17 protein-coding genes are annotated in these 14,703 nt (G+C 71.0%); 6 read left to right on the forward strand and 11 right to left on the reverse strand.

Annotated elements, in window-relative coordinates; genetic code table 11:
- Positions 1-3: 3 nt before the first annotated feature.
- Positions 4-603, forward strand: a complete 600-nt coding sequence (locus AB6L24_RS06955) for a hypothetical protein (protein ID WP_405653290.1) — start codon at positions 4-6, stop codon at positions 601-603.
- Here the strand turns inward: AB6L24_RS06955 and AB6L24_RS06960 are convergent.
- Positions 563-784 (reverse strand): DUF397 domain-containing protein, encoded by a 222-nt coding sequence (locus tag AB6L24_RS06960; RefSeq protein WP_405653292.1) that lies wholly within the window; start codon positions 782-784, stop codon positions 563-565. The genes AB6L24_RS06955 and AB6L24_RS06960 overlap by 41 nt on opposite strands.
- Positions 766-1,608: a helix-turn-helix domain-containing protein gene (locus AB6L24_RS06965; RefSeq protein WP_405653294.1), complete on the reverse strand. Its 843-nt coding sequence runs from the start codon at positions 1,606-1,608 to the stop codon at positions 766-768. Before AB6L24_RS06965 ends, AB6L24_RS06960 begins: the two co-directional genes overlap by 19 nt.
- Positions 1,609-1,876: 268 nt before the next feature.
- On the opposite strand from AB6L24_RS06965, the gene AB6L24_RS06970 reads away from it, so the two are divergent.
- Entirely contained in the window at positions 1,877-2,092 is a 216-nt protein-coding gene (locus tag AB6L24_RS06970) for a hypothetical protein (RefSeq protein ID WP_405653296.1), read from the forward strand.
- Between the two features lie 99 nt (positions 2,093-2,191).
- Here AB6L24_RS06970 and AB6L24_RS06975 read toward each other — a convergent pair whose 3' ends face one another.
- Positions 2,192-2,503, reverse strand: coding sequence for a DUF6247 family protein (locus AB6L24_RS06975; RefSeq protein WP_405657066.1), 312 nt, complete (start codon positions 2,501-2,503; stop codon positions 2,192-2,194).
- Between the two features lie 190 nt (positions 2,504-2,693).
- Between AB6L24_RS06975 and recO the strand changes: the two genes are divergently transcribed.
- Together recO and AB6L24_RS06985 are read left to right on the forward strand one after the other, a co-directional pair.
- Complete coding sequence (recO, locus tag AB6L24_RS06980; RefSeq protein WP_030357672.1) at positions 2,694-3,443, forward strand: DNA repair protein RecO; 750 nt, start codon at positions 2,694-2,696, stop codon at positions 3,441-3,443.
- Between the two features lie 29 nt (positions 3,444-3,472).
- Positions 3,473-4,300, forward strand: coding sequence for an isoprenyl transferase (locus AB6L24_RS06985; protein ID WP_380857146.1), 828 nt, complete (start codon positions 3,473-3,475; stop codon positions 4,298-4,300).
- A 70-nt stretch (positions 4,301-4,370) separates the two neighbouring features.
- On the opposite strand, the gene AB6L24_RS06990 is transcribed toward AB6L24_RS06985, so the two are convergent.
- The 4 genes from AB6L24_RS06990 to AB6L24_RS07005 all read right to left on the reverse strand — a co-directional run bounded on the left by AB6L24_RS06990 (position 4,371) and on the right by AB6L24_RS07005 (position 7,642).
- Positions 4,371-4,790: a Fur family transcriptional regulator gene (locus AB6L24_RS06990; RefSeq protein ID WP_405653299.1), complete on the reverse strand. Its 420-nt coding sequence runs from the start codon at positions 4,788-4,790 to the stop codon at positions 4,371-4,373.
- 104 nt (positions 4,791-4,894) lie between these two features.
- Positions 4,895-5,788: a metal ABC transporter permease gene (locus AB6L24_RS06995; protein ID WP_405653301.1), complete on the reverse strand. Its 894-nt coding sequence runs from the start codon at positions 5,786-5,788 to the stop codon at positions 4,895-4,897.
- Between the two features lie 10 nt (positions 5,789-5,798).
- Positions 5,799-6,575: a metal ABC transporter ATP-binding protein gene (locus tag AB6L24_RS07000; RefSeq protein ID WP_405653303.1), complete on the reverse strand. Its 777-nt coding sequence runs from the start codon at positions 6,573-6,575 to the stop codon at positions 5,799-5,801.
- Between the two features lie 41 nt (positions 6,576-6,616).
- Positions 6,617-7,642 carry a metal ABC transporter substrate-binding protein gene (locus AB6L24_RS07005; protein WP_405653305.1) on the reverse strand — a complete coding sequence of 342 codons (1,026 nt, stop codon included), beginning with the start codon at positions 7,640-7,642 and terminating at the stop codon, positions 6,617-6,619.
- Between the two features lie 256 nt (positions 7,643-7,898).
- On the opposite strand from AB6L24_RS07005, the gene AB6L24_RS07010 reads away from it, so the two are divergent.
- Together AB6L24_RS07010 and AB6L24_RS07015 are read left to right on the forward strand one after the other, a co-directional pair.
- Complete coding sequence (locus AB6L24_RS07010) at positions 7,899-9,278, forward strand: glycine--tRNA ligase (protein WP_405653307.1); 1,380 nt, start codon at positions 7,899-7,901, stop codon at positions 9,276-9,278.
- 85 nt (positions 9,279-9,363) lie between these two features.
- The gene (locus AB6L24_RS07015) at positions 9,364-9,579 is read left to right on the forward strand and encodes a hypothetical protein (protein WP_405653309.1); all 216 of its coding nucleotides are present in this window, start codon (positions 9,364-9,366) and stop codon (positions 9,577-9,579) included.
- Between the two features lie 40 nt (positions 9,580-9,619).
- Here the strand turns inward: AB6L24_RS07015 and AB6L24_RS07020 are convergent, their stop codons facing one another.
- The 4 genes from AB6L24_RS07020 to AB6L24_RS07035 form a co-directional block, all read right to left on the reverse strand.
- Positions 9,620-11,248 carry a GMC family oxidoreductase gene (locus tag AB6L24_RS07020; RefSeq protein ID WP_405653311.1) on the reverse strand — a complete coding sequence of 543 codons (1,629 nt, stop codon included), beginning with the start codon at positions 11,246-11,248 and terminating at the stop codon, positions 9,620-9,622.
- A gap of 143 nt (positions 11,249-11,391) precedes the next feature.
- A complete protein-coding gene (locus AB6L24_RS07025; RefSeq protein ID WP_405653313.1) occupies positions 11,392-11,976 on the reverse strand; it encodes a TetR family transcriptional regulator in 585 nt (194 codons plus the stop codon).
- A 108-nt stretch (positions 11,977-12,084) separates the two neighbouring features.
- Positions 12,085-13,101, reverse strand: a complete 1,017-nt coding sequence (locus tag AB6L24_RS07030) for an aldo/keto reductase (protein ID WP_405653315.1) — start codon at positions 13,099-13,101, stop codon at positions 12,085-12,087.
- Positions 13,102-13,223: 122 nt separating this feature from the next.
- On the reverse strand, positions 13,224-14,684 hold the full coding sequence (locus AB6L24_RS07035; protein WP_405653317.1) for an MFS transporter: 1,461 nt from the start codon (positions 14,682-14,684) through the stop codon (positions 13,224-13,226).
- Positions 14,685-14,703: the final 19 nt, after the last annotated feature.

Genomic DNA, 14,703 nt, shown 5'->3' on the forward strand with positions numbered 1-14,703 from the left:
CCCATGACGACGGACACCCGTACCGAACTCCCGCCTCCGTCCGGCCGGTTGCGGGCCTGCTTGGCCGCCGCCCACGCCCGTGCCGACGGCGTCCCCCAGTGGGCCTGGCTGGCCGCGCTCGCCGTACCGCTGACCGTGCTGCCGTCCGGCGTCTGGCGCATCGCGGGCTGGTTCCTCGACGAGAGCAGCCACGCGAAGCGGGGTGATCTCCCGGTGTGGGTGCCGGGGTGGTCCTACATGCTGTTCCTGTCCCTCGTCTCCGAACTGTTCGCCTTCACGGCGGTGGGGCTCGTCACGCGGTGGGGCGAGGTGTTCCCGCGCTGGGTGCCGTTCCTGCGGGGCCGCGCGGTGCCGACGCTGGCGGCGGTCGTCCCGGCGGCGATCGGCGCCGTGCTCGTCACGGCACTGTGGACGAGCGCGTTCGTGGCGGAGGCGTCCGGGGTCACGATCACGGGGGAGCCCCTCGCCGACGACTACCCGACCAGACAGGGGGCGTGGCAGGCCGCGGCGCTGTACGTCAGCTATGCCCCGCTGTTGTTGTGGGGGCCCTTGTTGGGGGCGGTCACGTGGGCGTACTGGCGTCGGCGCCGCACAGCCCGGTGAGGAACGCGGACCAGGCGGGGGCGCCTATGAGGACGACGGGGCCGCCGTCGGGGTCGGCTTTGCTGTCCCGGACGGGGACGACTCCGGGGAGCCCGGCGGCGACTTCGACACACTCGCCGCCTTCGCCGTTGCTGTAGCTGCTCTTGCGCCAGCACGCGTTGCTCAGGTCGTACTCGTGCATCGTCTGAAGTCCTCAGCCGCCGACTCGACCATGGCGAGGGACACCTCCGGCGACAGCGCGGCGCCCCTGAGCAGATCGTATGCGCGCTGTGCACGCTTCACCACCGCCGGATCGTCCAGCAAGTCGCCCGAAAACGAGGTCTCTGTATAGACGGTCGGCGGCGCGTCGTCGAACTCCATCAGCTGGAGCATGGCAGCCATCGACGCGCACGCTCCGTGTGAGCGTGGGACCACGGCCAGCAGCACCTTGCGTTCCCGCGCCAGCGTAGCGATGTGCTCCAACTGCTCCGCCATGGCGGGGGGTCCGCCCACCGGCACCCTCAGCACGTTCTCGTGCAGGATCGCCCAATACTCCGGCCTCGTAGCGTCCTTCAGGATGTGTGATCGCTCCAACCGCGCGGATACCCGCTCGTTCACGTGCTCGTCCGTGACGAACGGATTGGCCGCGAGCGTGATCGCCTGCGCGTAGCGGGCGGTCTGCAACAACCCTGGGATCACCGACGGGGCGAACTGGCAGATCTTGGTCGCCATCCGCTCCAGCTCGACGACCTCGGCGAAATAGTCGGCATACCGCTTGTCATCGATCAGCTTGCGCCACATGCGCTCGAAAAAGCCCTCGGTTTGCAGAACCGTGTCAATCCGCTGGGCCACATCCAACTGCGGTTTACGAATAGCCTGTTCGAACTGGCCGATGTAGCCACCCGACACGAAAACCCGCGCACCGAGCTCGACCTGCGTGAACCCGGCCTCCTCGCGCCGCCGCTTCAGCTCCGCCCCGAAGAACTCCCACGCGGCCTGCCGGGATCCATGAGCACCTTTGGCCATGGATGAACTCCCCTCCTCAGCCGCGCACTTGTAGCGCACAGACTCCTGCCGAGTGTAGGCGGACCGCGTCATCGTGGAGACACGAAGCGTGAAATCCGACGGCAAAGGGGAGCCACGTGACGGCGATTAACGTCGCAGGCCACCGGCACTCTGCGGGTGGGCTCCAAGAGGTGGAGGAAACAGTGGAAGAATTGCGCGCCGCCCCGGAACGGACAGGAATTTCTTCGCCGAAAGCGGCGGGGTGCGGCCGGGGGGCGGTGCGGTCGTCATGAGGCTGCCGATCGGCACGTACGCGGTGGACACGAGGTCGGGCCGGGTGGGCCGGGTGATGGGCCACGAGGGGCCGTACGTACAGCTGCGGCCGTACGGGGGCGGCCGGGAGTGGGACTGCGCCCCCGAGGTGCTCAGGACGGCGACGAGCGCGGAGCGGCTGCGCGCGGCGACGGCGTACGCGAATGCCCGCAGCCGCGGTGAGGTGCCTTGACGTGCCGCGGGGGCGTCAGCCGTACCAGGTGATGTTGCAGACGTAGACGCACTCGTGGCGGGGGACGGGGAGGAAGCTTGTAGTCCCAGGTCCAGTCGCTCACCGAAGGCCGGCCTCGGCCTCCGCGGCCTCCTGGATCTGGCGGATTTCTGTCACTGCGTCCATGGGGTCCTGCTCGCGCCCGTCGGCGATCAGGCGCTCCAGCGCCCGCAGTCGTGCCGCCCGCTGCGGATGCCGCTCGATCGCCACGAATACGGCCCAGGAGTGGATGAACGCCCGCAAGGGGGCGAGGCTCTGCGTCTGCTGGGCGTTCGTGGTCGCCTCGAAGAGGTGCTGGGTGAGCGCCGGGACGCGGCTTGGCGCGATCTTGGCCACAGCTGCGCGTAGTGCGTCAGGCGTCGGCTCGGGCATCGGGATTAGCGGGCCGTACGGGCCGTCGGGTTGCACGCTCACGGGGCTTCCGGTGCGGACAAGGGTGTCCCCGTACGCTACCGGCCCGCTGGCGAGAACCAGAGGAAATCGGCGGGGGTCCGCGATGAACCGTGGCCCCCGGCACTGCACCCGTGGCCGTCGGCCTGCCGCCGTACGCGAGAATGGCCCCATGAGCCTGTTCCGTGACGACGGTGTGGTGCTGCGCACCCAGAAGCTGGGTGAGGCGGACCGCATCATCACGCTGCTCACGCGCGGGCACGGACGCGTGCGGGCCGTGGCCCGGGGGGTGCGGCGGACGAAGTCCAAGTTCGGGGCGCGCCTGGAGCCCTTCTCGCACGTGGACGTGCAGTTCTTCGCGCGGGGCAGCGAACTGGTCGGCCGCGGGCTCCCGTTGTGCACGCAGAGTGAGACGATCGCTCCGTACGGTAGCGGGATCGTGACGGACTACGCCCGGTACACGGCCGGGACGGCCATGCTGGAGACGGCGGAGCGGTTCACCGATCATGAGGGCGAGCCCGCCGTGCAGCAGTATCTGCTGCTGGTGGGCGGGCTGCGCACCCTCGCCCGCGGCGAGCACGAGCCGCACCTCGTCCTCGACGCGTTCCTGCTGCGCTCCCTCGCCGTGAACGGCTACGCGCCCACGTTCAACGACTGCGCGAAGTGCGGCCTGCCCGGCCCCAACCGCTTCTTCTCCGTCGCCGCGGGCGGCTCGATTTGCGCCGACTGCCGGGTGCCGGGCAGCGTCGTGCCGTCGGCGGAGACGCTGACGCACCTCGGCGCGCTGCTCACCGGGGACTGGGCGACGGCCGACTCCTGCGAGGCCCGGCACGCCCGCGAGGGCAGCGGGCTCGTATCGGCCTATCTGCACTGGCACATGGAGCGCGGCCTGCGCTCGCTGCGGTACGTAGAGAAGAACTGACCAAGCTCAGCTAGGAGTGAGAGTCCCTCATGGCAGTCGCACGACGCGGAATCCTCGGACGGAGCCGCCGCGAGTACAAGGTGCCGGAGCCGCACCCGTCCGGCGCGCGGCCGCCGAAGATCCCCGGCGAGCTTGTCCCCAAGCACGTCGCCGTCGTCATGGACGGCAACGGCCGGTGGGCCAAGGACCGCGGCCTGCCGCGCACCGAGGGCCACAAGGTCGGCGAGGGTGTCGTCCTCGACGTCCTCAAGGGCTGCCTGGAGATGGGCGTCAAGAACCTGTCCCTGTACGCCTTCTCCACCGAGAACTGGAAGCGGTCGCCCGAAGAGGTCCGCTTCCTCATGAACTTCAACCGTGACGTCATCCGGCGCCGCCGGGACGAGATGGACGAGCTGGGCATCCGGATCCGCTGGGTGGGCCGTATGCCCAAGATGTGGAAGTCCGTCGTCCAGGAGCTCCAGGTCGCCCAGGAGCAGACCGTCAAGAACGACGCCATGACGCTGTACTTCTGCGTCAACTACGGCGGCCGCGCCGAGATCGCCGACGCCGCGCAGGCCATCGCGCGGGACGTGGCGGCGGGCAGGCTCGATCCGGGCAAGGTCAACGAGAAGACCTTCGCCAAGTACATGTACTACCCGGACATGCCGGACGTGGACCTCTTCCTGCGGCCCAGCGGTGAGCAGCGCACGTCCAACTACCTGATCTGGCAGTCCAGCTACGCCGAGATGGTCTTCCAGGACGTCCTGTGGCCCGACTTCGACCGCCGCGACCTGTGGCGCGCCTGCCTGGAGTACGCCTCGCGCGACCGCCGCTTCGGTGGCGCCATCCCGAACGAGGAGCAGATCGCCAACAGCTAGTCGGCGTACGCGAAGGGGCCCGCACCGCCGACCGGCGGTGCGGGCCCCTCGTACGTACGTCAGTCGTACGTCACTGCTTCTTGCTGGCGCAGTCCGCGCATGTACCGAAGACCTCGACCGTGTGCGCCACGTTCACGAAGCCGTGCTCCGCGGCGATCGTCTCCGCCCACTTCTCCACCGCGGGCCCCTCGACCTCCACGGCCTTGCCGCAGACGCGGCAGACCAGGTGGTGGTGGTGCTCGCCGGTCGAACAGCGGCGGTAGACCGACTCGCCCTCGTTGGTGCGCAGCACGTCGACCTCGCCGGCGTCGGCCAGGGACTGCAGCGTGCGGTAGACCGTCGTCAGGCCCACGGAGTCACCGCGGTGCTTGAGCATGTCGTGGAGCTCCTGCGCACTGCGGAACTCGTCCACCTCGTCGAGCGCGGCCGCCACAGCGGCGCGCTGCCGGGTGGACCGGCCTCGTACGGGGGGTCCCGCAGCGGTCGTCACAGGTGCCTCCCAGCACTCGTCAGCACTCGTCCGCACTCGCGTGGTGCGTCGTCTCTCGCCCGGCCATTGTGCCAGGTCGCCGCCGGACGGTGACCAGAGTGATCTCAGACAGTGACCTCGTCCGACGTGCCCCGCGCGCCCGGCACGTCCGCCGTGCACGCCGTGTCGCGCGCCGCGAAGGCCCGTGCCCGTCTGCGGGCGAGAGGCGTCGCGAGCAGCGTGAGCACGATGAACACGCCGATCGTCAGGAGCACGATCGTCGCTCCGGGCGGCACGTCCTGGTAGTACGACGTGACCGTGCCACCCAGCGTCACGCTGATCCCGATGGCCACCGCGATCGCGAACGTCGCCGCGAAGCTCCGGGTCAACTGCTGCGCCGCCGCCACCGGCACCACCATGAGCGCCGACACCAGGAGCAGGCCCACGACCCGCATCGCGACGGTGACCGTGACGGCCGCCGTCACGGCCGTCAGGAGGTTCAGGGCCCGCACCGGCAGACCCGTCACACGAGCGAACTCCTCGTCCTGGCTCACCGCGAACAACTGGCGGCGCAGACCGACCGTGACGAGGACCACGAACGCGGCGAGCAGACAGATCGCCGTCACGTCCTCCTCCGAGACCGTCGAAAGCGAGCCGAAGAGGTAGGAGCTCAGGTTGGCGTTCGAGCCGCCGGGCGCGAGGTTGATCAGCATCACGCCGCCCGCCATGCCGCCGTAGAACAGCATCGCGAGGGCGATGTCGCCGCGCGTCTTGCCGTACCAGCGGATCAGCTCCATCGCGACAGCTCCGACCACCGCGACCGCCGTCGCCATCCACACCGGGGACGTGGAGAGCAGGAAGCCGAGGCCGACACCCGTCATCGCGACATGGCCGATTCCGTCCCCCATGAGGGCCTGGCGGCGCTGCACCAGATAGATGCCGACCGCGGGCGCCGTGACGCCGACGAGGGCGGCGGCGAGCAGCGCCCGCTGCATGAACGCGTAGTTCAGGAATTCCATCGCCGGGTCCTCAGGTGAGCAGGCCGGTGCGGACCGGGGCCGCGTCGGCGTCGTGCGGGTGGACGTGGTCGTGGCCGGGCAGCGCGTGCTGGCCGACGGCCTTGGGCGGCGGGCCGTCGTGCAGCACGCAGCCGTCGCGCAGGACCACCGCGCGGTCGATGAGCGGCTCCAGGGGGCCCAGCTCGTGCAGCACGAGCAGCACCGAGGCGCCCTGCTCGACCTGGTGGCGCAGGGTGGCCGCGAGGACCTCCTGGCTGGCCAGGTCGACGCCCGCCATCGGCTCGTCCATGATCAGCAGTTCGGGCTCGGAGACCAGGGCGCGGGCGATCAGGACCCGCTGGTGCTGGCCGCCGGACAGGGCGCTCACCGAGTCCTTGGCGCGGTCCGCCATGCCCACCAGCTCCAGGGCGTGCGCCACGGCCTCCCGGTCGGCCCGGCGAAGCACGCCGAAGCGGGCCCGCGAAAGACGCCCGGACGTGACGACCTCGGTGACCGTCGCCGGGACGCCGCCCGCGGCCGTGGTGCGCTGCGGGACGTAGCCGACCCGCGCCCAGTCCCGGAAGCGCCGCCGGGGCGTGCCGAAGATCTCCACCGCGCCGCCGGTGACCGGGACCTGCCCGATGACCGTGCGCACGGCCGTGGACTTGCCGGAGCCGTTCGCGCCGAGCAGCGCGACCACCTCGCCGCGCGCCACGGTGAGGTCGATGCCGCGGAGCACCGGGCGGCCGCCCAGCTCCGCCGTCACCGCGCGCAGGGATATGACGGGCTCACTCTTGGCGTCGGCCATGGCGGATGCCTTCCGTGACGGTGACGGGCTTGTGGCGGAGGTCACTTGGCGCCGAGCGACTTCTGGAGGGCGGCGAGATTGGACCGCATCACCTCGATGTAGTCGTCGCCCCTGGACTTCTTCGTGATGCCCTCGATCGGGTCGAGCACGTCCGTCTTGAGCTTCGCGTCCTTCGCGAGGGTCTTCGCCGTCTTGTCGCTGACCAGCGTCTCGTAGAACACGGTCGTGACGTCGTCGGCCTTGGCCATCTCCTGGAGGTCCTTGACGCGGTTCGCGCTGGGCTCGCTCTCCGGGTCCAGGCCGGAGATGGCCTCCTCGGTGAGGCCGTAGCGCTCGGCGAGGTAGCCGAAGGCGGCGTGCGTGGTGATGAAGACCTTCGCCTTGGACGCGGTGTCCTTCAGGCCGTTCTTGAAGTCCGTGTCCAGGCCCTTGAGCTTCTTCACCAGGGCGGCGGTGTTCTTCTCGTACGTGGCCCTGTGGTCCGGGTCGGCCTTGGCGAAGGCCTTGCCGACGCCCTCGGCGACCTCGGCGTAGCGCACCGGGTCCAGCCAGATGTGGGGGTCCTTGCCGCCCGGGGTCTCGTGGGTGTGGCCCTCGTGGCCGTGCTCGTCGCCGTGCTCCTCCTCGGAGCCGTGCTCGTCGCCCTCGCCGTGCTCGTCGTGCTCGTCGGAGTGCCCGCCCACCTCGTTGCCGTGCTTCTCCAGGCTGGTCAGCGAGGCGGCGTCGATCTTGGTCTTGATGCCGGACTGGCCGATGGCCTCGTCGACGGAGGGCTGCAGTCCCTTCAGGAAGAGCGCGGCGTCCGCGTTCTCCAGCTGCGCCGTCTGCTTGGCGCTGATCTCCAGGTCGTGCGGCTCCTGGCCGGGCTCGGTGAGCGTCGTGACCTCGACGTCGTCGCCGCCGATCTCCTTGGCCAGGAACTCCATGGGGTAGAACGACGCCACCACGTCCAGCTTGCCCTCGGCGTTCTTGTCCGCCGCGTCGGAGGAGCAGCCGGACAGGGCGGTCACACCCAGGACCGTGGCGGTCGCGAGGGCGGCGGTGGGTATGAGGCGTCGTACGTTCATGACAGTCATTTTCAACAAAATTGGAAACGGTTGTCAACAAAGTGTCGATCTGTACACAACCGCTCGCACTGAGCGATGGCTGTACGACCCACCCACCGTCGCCACCCCCCTCCCCGCACGGCCGGAACCCATCGTGAGCACAACCGATTTGATCCGAGGGGTACGGCCGCCGGTAATCTGAAGCATTCGCTCCTGAGGCATGCGCTTCGTCAGCCCCGAAGCGTGGCTTCGCCGTCGTCGTAATGAAGAGAGCACCGTGGCCGCCGACAAGATCGACACCATCGTCAGCCTGAGCAAGCGCCGAGGCTTCGTCTTTCCGTGCAGTGAGATCTACGGCGGCCAGCGCGCCGCCTGGGACTACGGACCCCTGGGCGTCGAGCTGAAGGAGAACCTCAAGCGCCAGTGGTGGCGCTACATGGTCACCTCGCGGGAAGACGTCGTCGGCATCGACTCGTCCGTGATCCTGGCCACCGACGTCTGGCAGGCCTCCGGCCACGTCGCCACCTTCACCGACCCGCTCACCGAGTGCACCTCCTGCCACAAGCGCTTCCGCGCGGACCACCTGGAGGAGGCCTTCGAGGAGAAGAAGGGCCGCGCCCCGGAGAGCCTCGCCGACATCAACTGCCCCAACTGCGGCACCAAGGGCCAGTTCACCGAGCCCAAGCAGTTCTCCGGCCTGCTCTCCACCCACCTCGGCCCGACCCAGGACAGCGGCTCCGTCGCCTATCTGCGCCCCGAGACCGCCCAGGGCATCTTCACCAACTTCGCCCAGGTGCAGACCACCTCCCGGCGCAAGCCCCCGTTCGGCATCGCCCAGATGGGCAAGTCCTTCCGCAACGAGATCACGCCCGGCAACTTCATCTTCCGCACCCGCGAGTTCGAGCAGATGGAGATGGAGTTCTTCGTCAAGCCGGGCGAGGACGAGAAGTGGCAGGAGTACTGGATGGAGCAGCGCTGGAACTGGTACACCGGCCTGGGCCTGCGCGAGGAGAACATGCGGTGGTACGAGCACCCGAAGGAGAAGCTCTCCCACTACTCCAAGCGCACCGCCGACATCGAGTACCGCTTCCAGTTCGGCGGCTCCGAGTGGGGTGAGCTGGAGGGCGTCGCCAACCGCACCGACTACGACCTGTCGGCGCACGCCAAGGCCTCCGGCCAGGACCTCTCCTACTTCGACCAGGAGGCCGGCGAGCGCTGGACTCCGTACGTCATCGAGCCCGCCGCCGGTGTCGGCCGCACGATGCTCGCCTTCCTGCTCGACTCCTACATCGAGGACGAGGCCCCCAACGCCAAGGGCAAGCTGGAGAAGCGCACGGTCATGCGCTTCGACCACCGCATCGCCCCGGTGAAGGTCGCCGTGCTCCCGCTGTCCCGCAACCCGGAGCTGTCCCCGAAGGCCAAGGGCCTCGCGGCGGCGCTCCGGCAGAACTGGAACATCGAGTTCGACGACGCGGGCGCCATCGGCCGCCGCTACCGCCGCCAGGACGAGATCGGCACGCCGTACTGCGTGACGGTCGACTTCGACACCCTCGAGGACAACGCGGTGACCGTGCGCGAGCGCGACACCATGAAGCAGGAGCGGGTGTCCCTCGACCAGATCGAGGGCTACCTGGCGACGCGCCTCGTCGGCTGCTGACGTCCGGCGACGTTCACTCTTTCTTGGCACGAAGGCCCCCGGTTCCGGCCACGGAACCGGGGGCCTTTGCTGCACACTGGGCGCCATGTCTTCGACGACCACGAGCAAGGTCAGCAGATGGGACCAGCACGGGCGCGAACACGTCGTCCACGTGCAAAAAGCGGGCGTACAACGGCAGTTGACCTGCGACACCTGCGGCTGGACCCGCAAGGCGCAGTTCCTGCCGTGGCTCAAGGCGGAGGAACACCTGGCCCAGGAACATCAGGCGACGGTGGATCCGTCGGGGTCAACGGGCGGCTAGGGCGGGCCCCTGGTCGGGCCCCGTAGGGGCGCGGGGAACCCTACCCGGCGCCGCGGACGAGGTCGGCCGCCTTCTCCCCGATGACCAGCGCGGCGGCGTTCGTGTTCACCGACACGATCGTGGGCATCACCGACGCGTCCGCGACCCTGAGACCCCTGACCCCCCGCACCCGGAGGTCAGGACCCACCACCGCCTCCGGCCCCGTCCCCATCGCACAGCTCCCCGCAAGGTGGAAGTAGGGGCCGGTCGCCGCCGCGAGGAACGCCCGCAGCCCCGCCGCGTCCGTCACCCCGCCCCCCGGCAGCACCTCACGCGCCCCCCACTCGGCGAACGGGCCCGCGGCCACGATCTCCCGCGCCACCTCCAGGCCGCGCAGCATCCGCCGCACGTCCGACTCGTCGCCGAGATACCCCGGGTCGATCAGCGGCGCCGAGTCCGGGTCGGCGTCGGCGAGCCGCACCGAGCCCCGGGCGCGCGGGACCGTGGCCACGCCGAGGGTGAAGCCGTTCTCCGGCGCCGTCATCGTCGGCGGGTGGTACGGCACGTGGATGAACATCAGCTGCATGTCAGGTCCGGGCAGGGCCGCGTCGCTGCGCCAGGACAGGGACGCCTCCGAGAGGTTGGCGCGGCCCGCCGGTATCGGCCGCTCCGCCTCGTACACGAGCCCGCACAGCGGATGGTCCTGGAGGTTCCTGCCGACCCCGGGCAGGTCGAGGCGCACGTCCACGCCCACCCGGCGCAGCTCGTCGGCGGGGCCGATGCCGGACAGCATGAGGAGCCGGGGCGAGTCGACCGCGCCCGCGCTGACGACGACTTCGGCGCGCGCGTACGCCCGCACCGTCTCGCCCTCGCGGGTGAACTCCACCCCGACGCAGCGGTCACCGTCGAAGAGCAGCCGACGCGCGCGGGAGTCGGTCGAGACCGTCAGGTGCGGGCGCTCCGCGGCGACCGGGCGCAGATACGCGTCGGCCGCGCTCTGCCGGACGCCGTCGACGACCGACAAGTCGTGCAGGCCCGCGCCCTCTTGGCGGTCGCCGTTGAAGTCGTCGGTGAGGGGGTGGCCCGCGGCGGCCGCGGCGGCGACGAACGTCCGCGAGAGCGGGTTGAGGTCGGCGGCGGGTACGGGGGAGGGGCGCAGGGGCCCGGAGCCACCGCGAAAGCCGGTGCCCGCGCCCCGGTTCGGGCCGGGCCCGGCACTCGCGCCGGACCGGGCACCTGCGCCGGACCCCGCACCCGGGCCGGACCCGGCACCCGCACCCGCACCCGCGCCGGGCACGGACTCCATCCGCCGGAAGTACGGCAGCAGCTCGTCGAACCCCCAGCCCGTGCAGCCCGCCGCCGCCCACGCGTCGTAGTCCGCGCGGTGGCCGCGCAGGAACACCATGGCGTTGATGGCGCTGGAACCGCCGAGGGTGCGCCCGCGCGGACAGGGCGGGGCGAGGCCACCGAGCCCGGCCTGCGGCACCGACGCGTAGCCGTGGTCCACGTCGGAGCCGAACAGCGACGGCCACGCCGAGGGCGTCGCGAGGTCCGCCTTCGTCTCGCCGGGACCCGCTTCGAGCAGCAGCACGCTGGGGGCACCGGACCCGGCGCCCCGGTCCTCGCTGAGCCGCGCGGCGATGACGCAGCCGGCCGACCCGGCGCCGACGACGACGTAGTCGGCTTCCATCCGCCCCGGCTCCGCCAACTCACTTGCCCCTGACGCCACTTCAGCCTCCTGATGTCCCACGGATGTGCCGGGGTTCAGGGAACCAGGAGGGGCGGGGGCGAGTCAGCGGAACGGGGGAATCGGGCGCCCTCGCGAACGGCCCGTCAGGGGCGCAGGCCCCGGACGAGCAGGTCGAGCAGCGCCGTGAAGGCGTCCTCGGCGTCCGGGCGGGACCACTCGGGTGCGTACGCCGGGTCGTGGTACCGGGCGGTGGCCTCGAACAGGGCGCGGGCCGTGACGTCGGGGTCGCTGGGGGCGAACGCGCCGCCCTCGACGCCCTGTCGGACGATCGCGGCGAGCTGTCCTGTGAGGTCCGCGATGTGCTCGTCGACGACCTCGCTGGCCTCGCCGACCAGGACCGTGTACGTCCCGAACAGCTCGGGGTCGTCGCCCGCCTTGTGCTGCTTGGCCTCGAAGAGACCGGCGAGCCAGCGCCGCAGCCGGTCCTCGGCGGGCCCGTCCGCGTCGACCACGCCGGACAGGGCGTCGGACGTCCGGTCCAGCCACCGCTTGGTGACCGCCTCGCGCAGCGCGGCCTTCGTACGGAAGTGGCGGTACACGCTGGCGTGGCTGACGCCGAGCACACGGGCCACGTCCACCACGGTCGCCTTGGCGGCGCCGTGCCGGCGCAGCACCTCCTCGGTCGCGGCGAGGATGCGCTCGGCGGTCAGAGTCTCGGTCGTAGCCATGGTCAAGAAGGTACCTGTCGGCACTGACAGAGCTGACAGAGCTGACGGCGCTGGGGCCGGCCGAGCTGACGACGGTGACAGCCCCGACGGTGCCGGTGCCCGGGCATGTCAGTGCTCGCTGTCGAGGTGCGCCATCTGCGACTCGGGGTAGCGGGCGCCCGCGACGGCGTCGGTGGGGACGGCCCTCTCGATCGCGGCGAGGTCGGCGTCGTCGAGCGTGACGTCCAGGGCGCCGAGCGCCTCGGTGAGCCGGTCCCTGCGGCGGGCGCCGACCAGCGGCACGATCGCGGCGCCGGACTTCGGGCCCTGCGCGAGGACCCAGGCGATGGCGGTCTGCGCGACGCTCACGCCCTTGCTCTCGGCGATCTTGCGCAGGGCGTCGACGAGGTCGAGGTTGCGCTGCAGGTTGTCGCCCTGGAAGCGGGGGCTCATGCCGCGGAAGTCGTTCGCGGCGAGCTGCCGGTCGCGCTCGAAGTGCCCGGAGATCAGGCCGCGCGAGAGCACGCCGTACGCGGTGACGCCGATGCCGAGTTCGGCGGCCGTGGGCAGGATCTCGGCCTCGATGCCGCGGGAGATCAGGGAGTACTCGATCTGCAGGTCGGAGATGGGGGCGACGGCCGCCGCGCGGCGCAGGGACTCCGCGCTGACCTCGGAGAGGCCGATGTGGCGCACATGGCCCTTCTCGACAAGATCGGCGATGGCGCCGACGGTCTCCTCGACGGGGACGTCCGGGTCGAGGCGGGCGATGCGGTAGACGTCGATGTGGTCGACGCCGAGGCGCTGCAGCGAGTACGCGGCGAAGTTCTTCACCGCCGCCGGGCGCCCGTCGTAGCCGGACCAGCCGCCGTCCGGGTCGCGGAGGGCGCCGAACTTGACGCTGGTCAGGGCCTGTTCGCGGTGGGCGGCGGGGGCGGTGCGCAGGGCCTCGCCGATGAGGAGTTCGTTGTGGCCCATCGCGTAGAAGTCGCCGGTGTCGAGGAGCGTGACGCCCGCTTCGAGGGCCGCGTGGATCGTCGCGACGGACTCCGCGCGGTCGGCCTCGCCGTACAGCGCGGACATGCCCATGCAGCCGAGGCCGAGGGCGGAGGTGGTGGGACCTGTGGTGCCGAGCTTCAGGGTGCGCATGGGGGCTCCAGGGCTTTTGCTTGGTCGGAGGGGTGCCCGGCCGCGGGACGCCCCGCCGGGTGGCGGGTGCGCTCCTCCGTGGCGGGGGCGTGGTTCCACCATGCACCCTGTGCTGACAGATTTCAAGTTTTGTTATCTGTCATTTGTAACTTGTCACTCACGGTGAGCCGCTCCGCCGTCCGCCGCGCCGTCCCGCGCGCCCACGCCCCGCTGGTCAGGACCCCGACGGCCAGGACCGCCGCGCCGCAGCCCGCGATGATCCACCACGCGGGGCGGCTCGCCTCCGCGAAGTCGGCCGCGTACGAATCCGTGTGTGCCACCGCGACCCCGGACGCGAGGACCGCGCCGATGACCGCGATGCCGAGGGTCTGGCCGATCTGGCGGCTGGTGGAGGCGACGGCGGCGGCGACGCCCGCCTGGGCGCGGGGCATCCCCGCGACCGCCGTGTTGGTGATGGGCGCGTTGACGAAGCCGAAGCCGAGGCCGAACAGGACGTACGCGAGGACCCGGCTCGGGACCGCGTGCTCCGCCTCGAAGGCCGCGAAGAGCACCCCGGACGCCGTCATCGCCACGCCCGCGATCAGGAGCGAGGGCCGCGGCCCCCGGGCGCCGACCAGACGCCCCGACAGCGGCGCGCACACCAGCGTCATGGCCGCCATCGGCAGCATCCACAGGCCGGCGTGCAGCGCGTCGAGGCCGCGTACGTCCTGGAGGTAGAGGGTGGAGAGGAACAGGAAGCCGCCGAGGGCCGCGAACGCCGCGACGGCGATCACGGTGGCGCCGCTGAACGGAGCCGAGCGGAAGAAGCGCAGGTCGATGAGGGGTTCGGCGCGGCGGGGCTCGTACAGGAGCAGACCCGCGAACGCGGTCGCCGCGACGGCGGCGAACGTCATGATCAGCGGCGAGGTCCAGCCCGCCGTGGGCGCCTCGATGATCGCGTACGTCAGGGCGCCGAGCACGCCGACGACCAGGAGCTGCCCGACGGGGTCGGGGCGGCGGGGCTTCGGGGCGCGGGACTCGGGGACGTAGCGGGCGGTGAGGAAGAGGGCCGCTAGGCCCACCGGCAGATTGACCCAGAAGATCGCCCGCCACCCCACCGAGTCCACGAGAAGGCCGCCGACCAGCGGGCCCGCCGCCATGGAGATGCCGACGACCCCGCCCCACACCCCGATGGCGCGGGCCCGCTCACGCGGCTCCGTGAACGTGTTCGTGATGATCGACATGGCGACGGGGTTGAGCATCGAGCCGCCGACGGCCTGGACCATCCGGAACGCCACCAGGCACTCCAGGTTGGGCGCGAGGGAGCACAGGACCGAGCCCAGCGTGAAGACGAGCAGGCCCGCCTGGAACACCTTGCGGCGGCCGATCCGGTCGGCGGTCGAGCCCGCGAGCATCAGGAGGGAGGCGAGGACGAGGGTGTAGGCGTCGATCGTCCACTGCATCCCCGAGACCCCGGCGTCGAACTCGCGCCGCATGGTGGGCAGCGCCACGTTCAGGACGGTGTTGTCGAGGCTCACGATCAGCAGGCTCATGCAGCAGATCGCGAGCACGAGCATCCGGCGCCGGTGGGTCAGCTCGGGCATACGGCCGACGGTATCCCCA

It is taken from the genome of Streptomyces sp. RK9, from assembly GCF_045070545.1.
Taxonomy (GTDB): Bacteria; Actinomycetota; Actinomycetes; order Streptomycetales; family Streptomycetaceae; genus Streptomyces; species Streptomyces alboflavus.

Excerpts from the sequence above, each read along its gene's own strand:
- AB6L24_RS06955 (WP_405653290.1), top strand. The coding sequence starts at position 4 with ATGACGACGGACACCCGTACCGAACTCCCGCCTCCGTCCGGCCGGTTG.
- AB6L24_RS06960 (WP_405653292.1), bottom strand. The coding sequence starts at position 784 with ATGCACGAGTACGACCTGAGCAACGCGTGCTGGCGCAAGAGCAGCTAC.
- AB6L24_RS06965 (WP_405653294.1), bottom strand. The coding sequence starts at position 1,608 with ATGGCCAAAGGTGCTCATGGATCCCGGCAGGCCGCGTGGGAGTTCTTC.
- AB6L24_RS06970 (WP_405653296.1), top strand. The coding sequence starts at position 1,877 with ATGAGGCTGCCGATCGGCACGTACGCGGTGGACACGAGGTCGGGCCGG.
- AB6L24_RS06975 (WP_405657066.1), bottom strand. The coding sequence starts at position 2,503 with ATGCCCGAGCCGACGCCTGACGCACTACGCGCAGCTGTGGCCAAGATC.
- recO (WP_030357672.1), top strand. The coding sequence starts at position 2,694 with ATGAGCCTGTTCCGTGACGACGGTGTGGTGCTGCGCACCCAGAAGCTG.
- AB6L24_RS06985 (WP_380857146.1), top strand. The coding sequence starts at position 3,473 with ATGGCAGTCGCACGACGCGGAATCCTCGGACGGAGCCGCCGCGAGTAC.
- AB6L24_RS06995 (WP_405653301.1), bottom strand. The coding sequence starts at position 5,788 with ATGGAATTCCTGAACTACGCGTTCATGCAGCGGGCGCTGCTCGCCGCC.
- AB6L24_RS07000 (WP_405653303.1), bottom strand. The coding sequence starts at position 6,575 with ATGGCCGACGCCAAGAGTGAGCCCGTCATATCCCTGCGCGCGGTGACG.
- AB6L24_RS07005 (WP_405653305.1), bottom strand. The coding sequence starts at position 7,642 with ATGAACGTACGACGCCTCATACCCACCGCCGCCCTCGCGACCGCCACG.
- AB6L24_RS07015 (WP_405653309.1), top strand. The coding sequence starts at position 9,364 with ATGTCTTCGACGACCACGAGCAAGGTCAGCAGATGGGACCAGCACGGG.
- AB6L24_RS07020 (WP_405653311.1), bottom strand. The coding sequence starts at position 11,248 with ATGGAAGCCGACTACGTCGTCGTCGGCGCCGGGTCGGCCGGCTGCGTC.
- AB6L24_RS07025 (WP_405653313.1), bottom strand. The coding sequence starts at position 11,976 with ATGGCTACGACCGAGACTCTGACCGCCGAGCGCATCCTCGCCGCGACC.
- AB6L24_RS07030 (WP_405653315.1), bottom strand. The coding sequence starts at position 13,101 with ATGCGCACCCTGAAGCTCGGCACCACAGGTCCCACCACCTCCGCCCTC.
- AB6L24_RS07035 (WP_405653317.1), bottom strand. The coding sequence starts at position 14,684 with ATGCCCGAGCTGACCCACCGGCGCCGGATGCTCGTGCTCGCGATCTGC.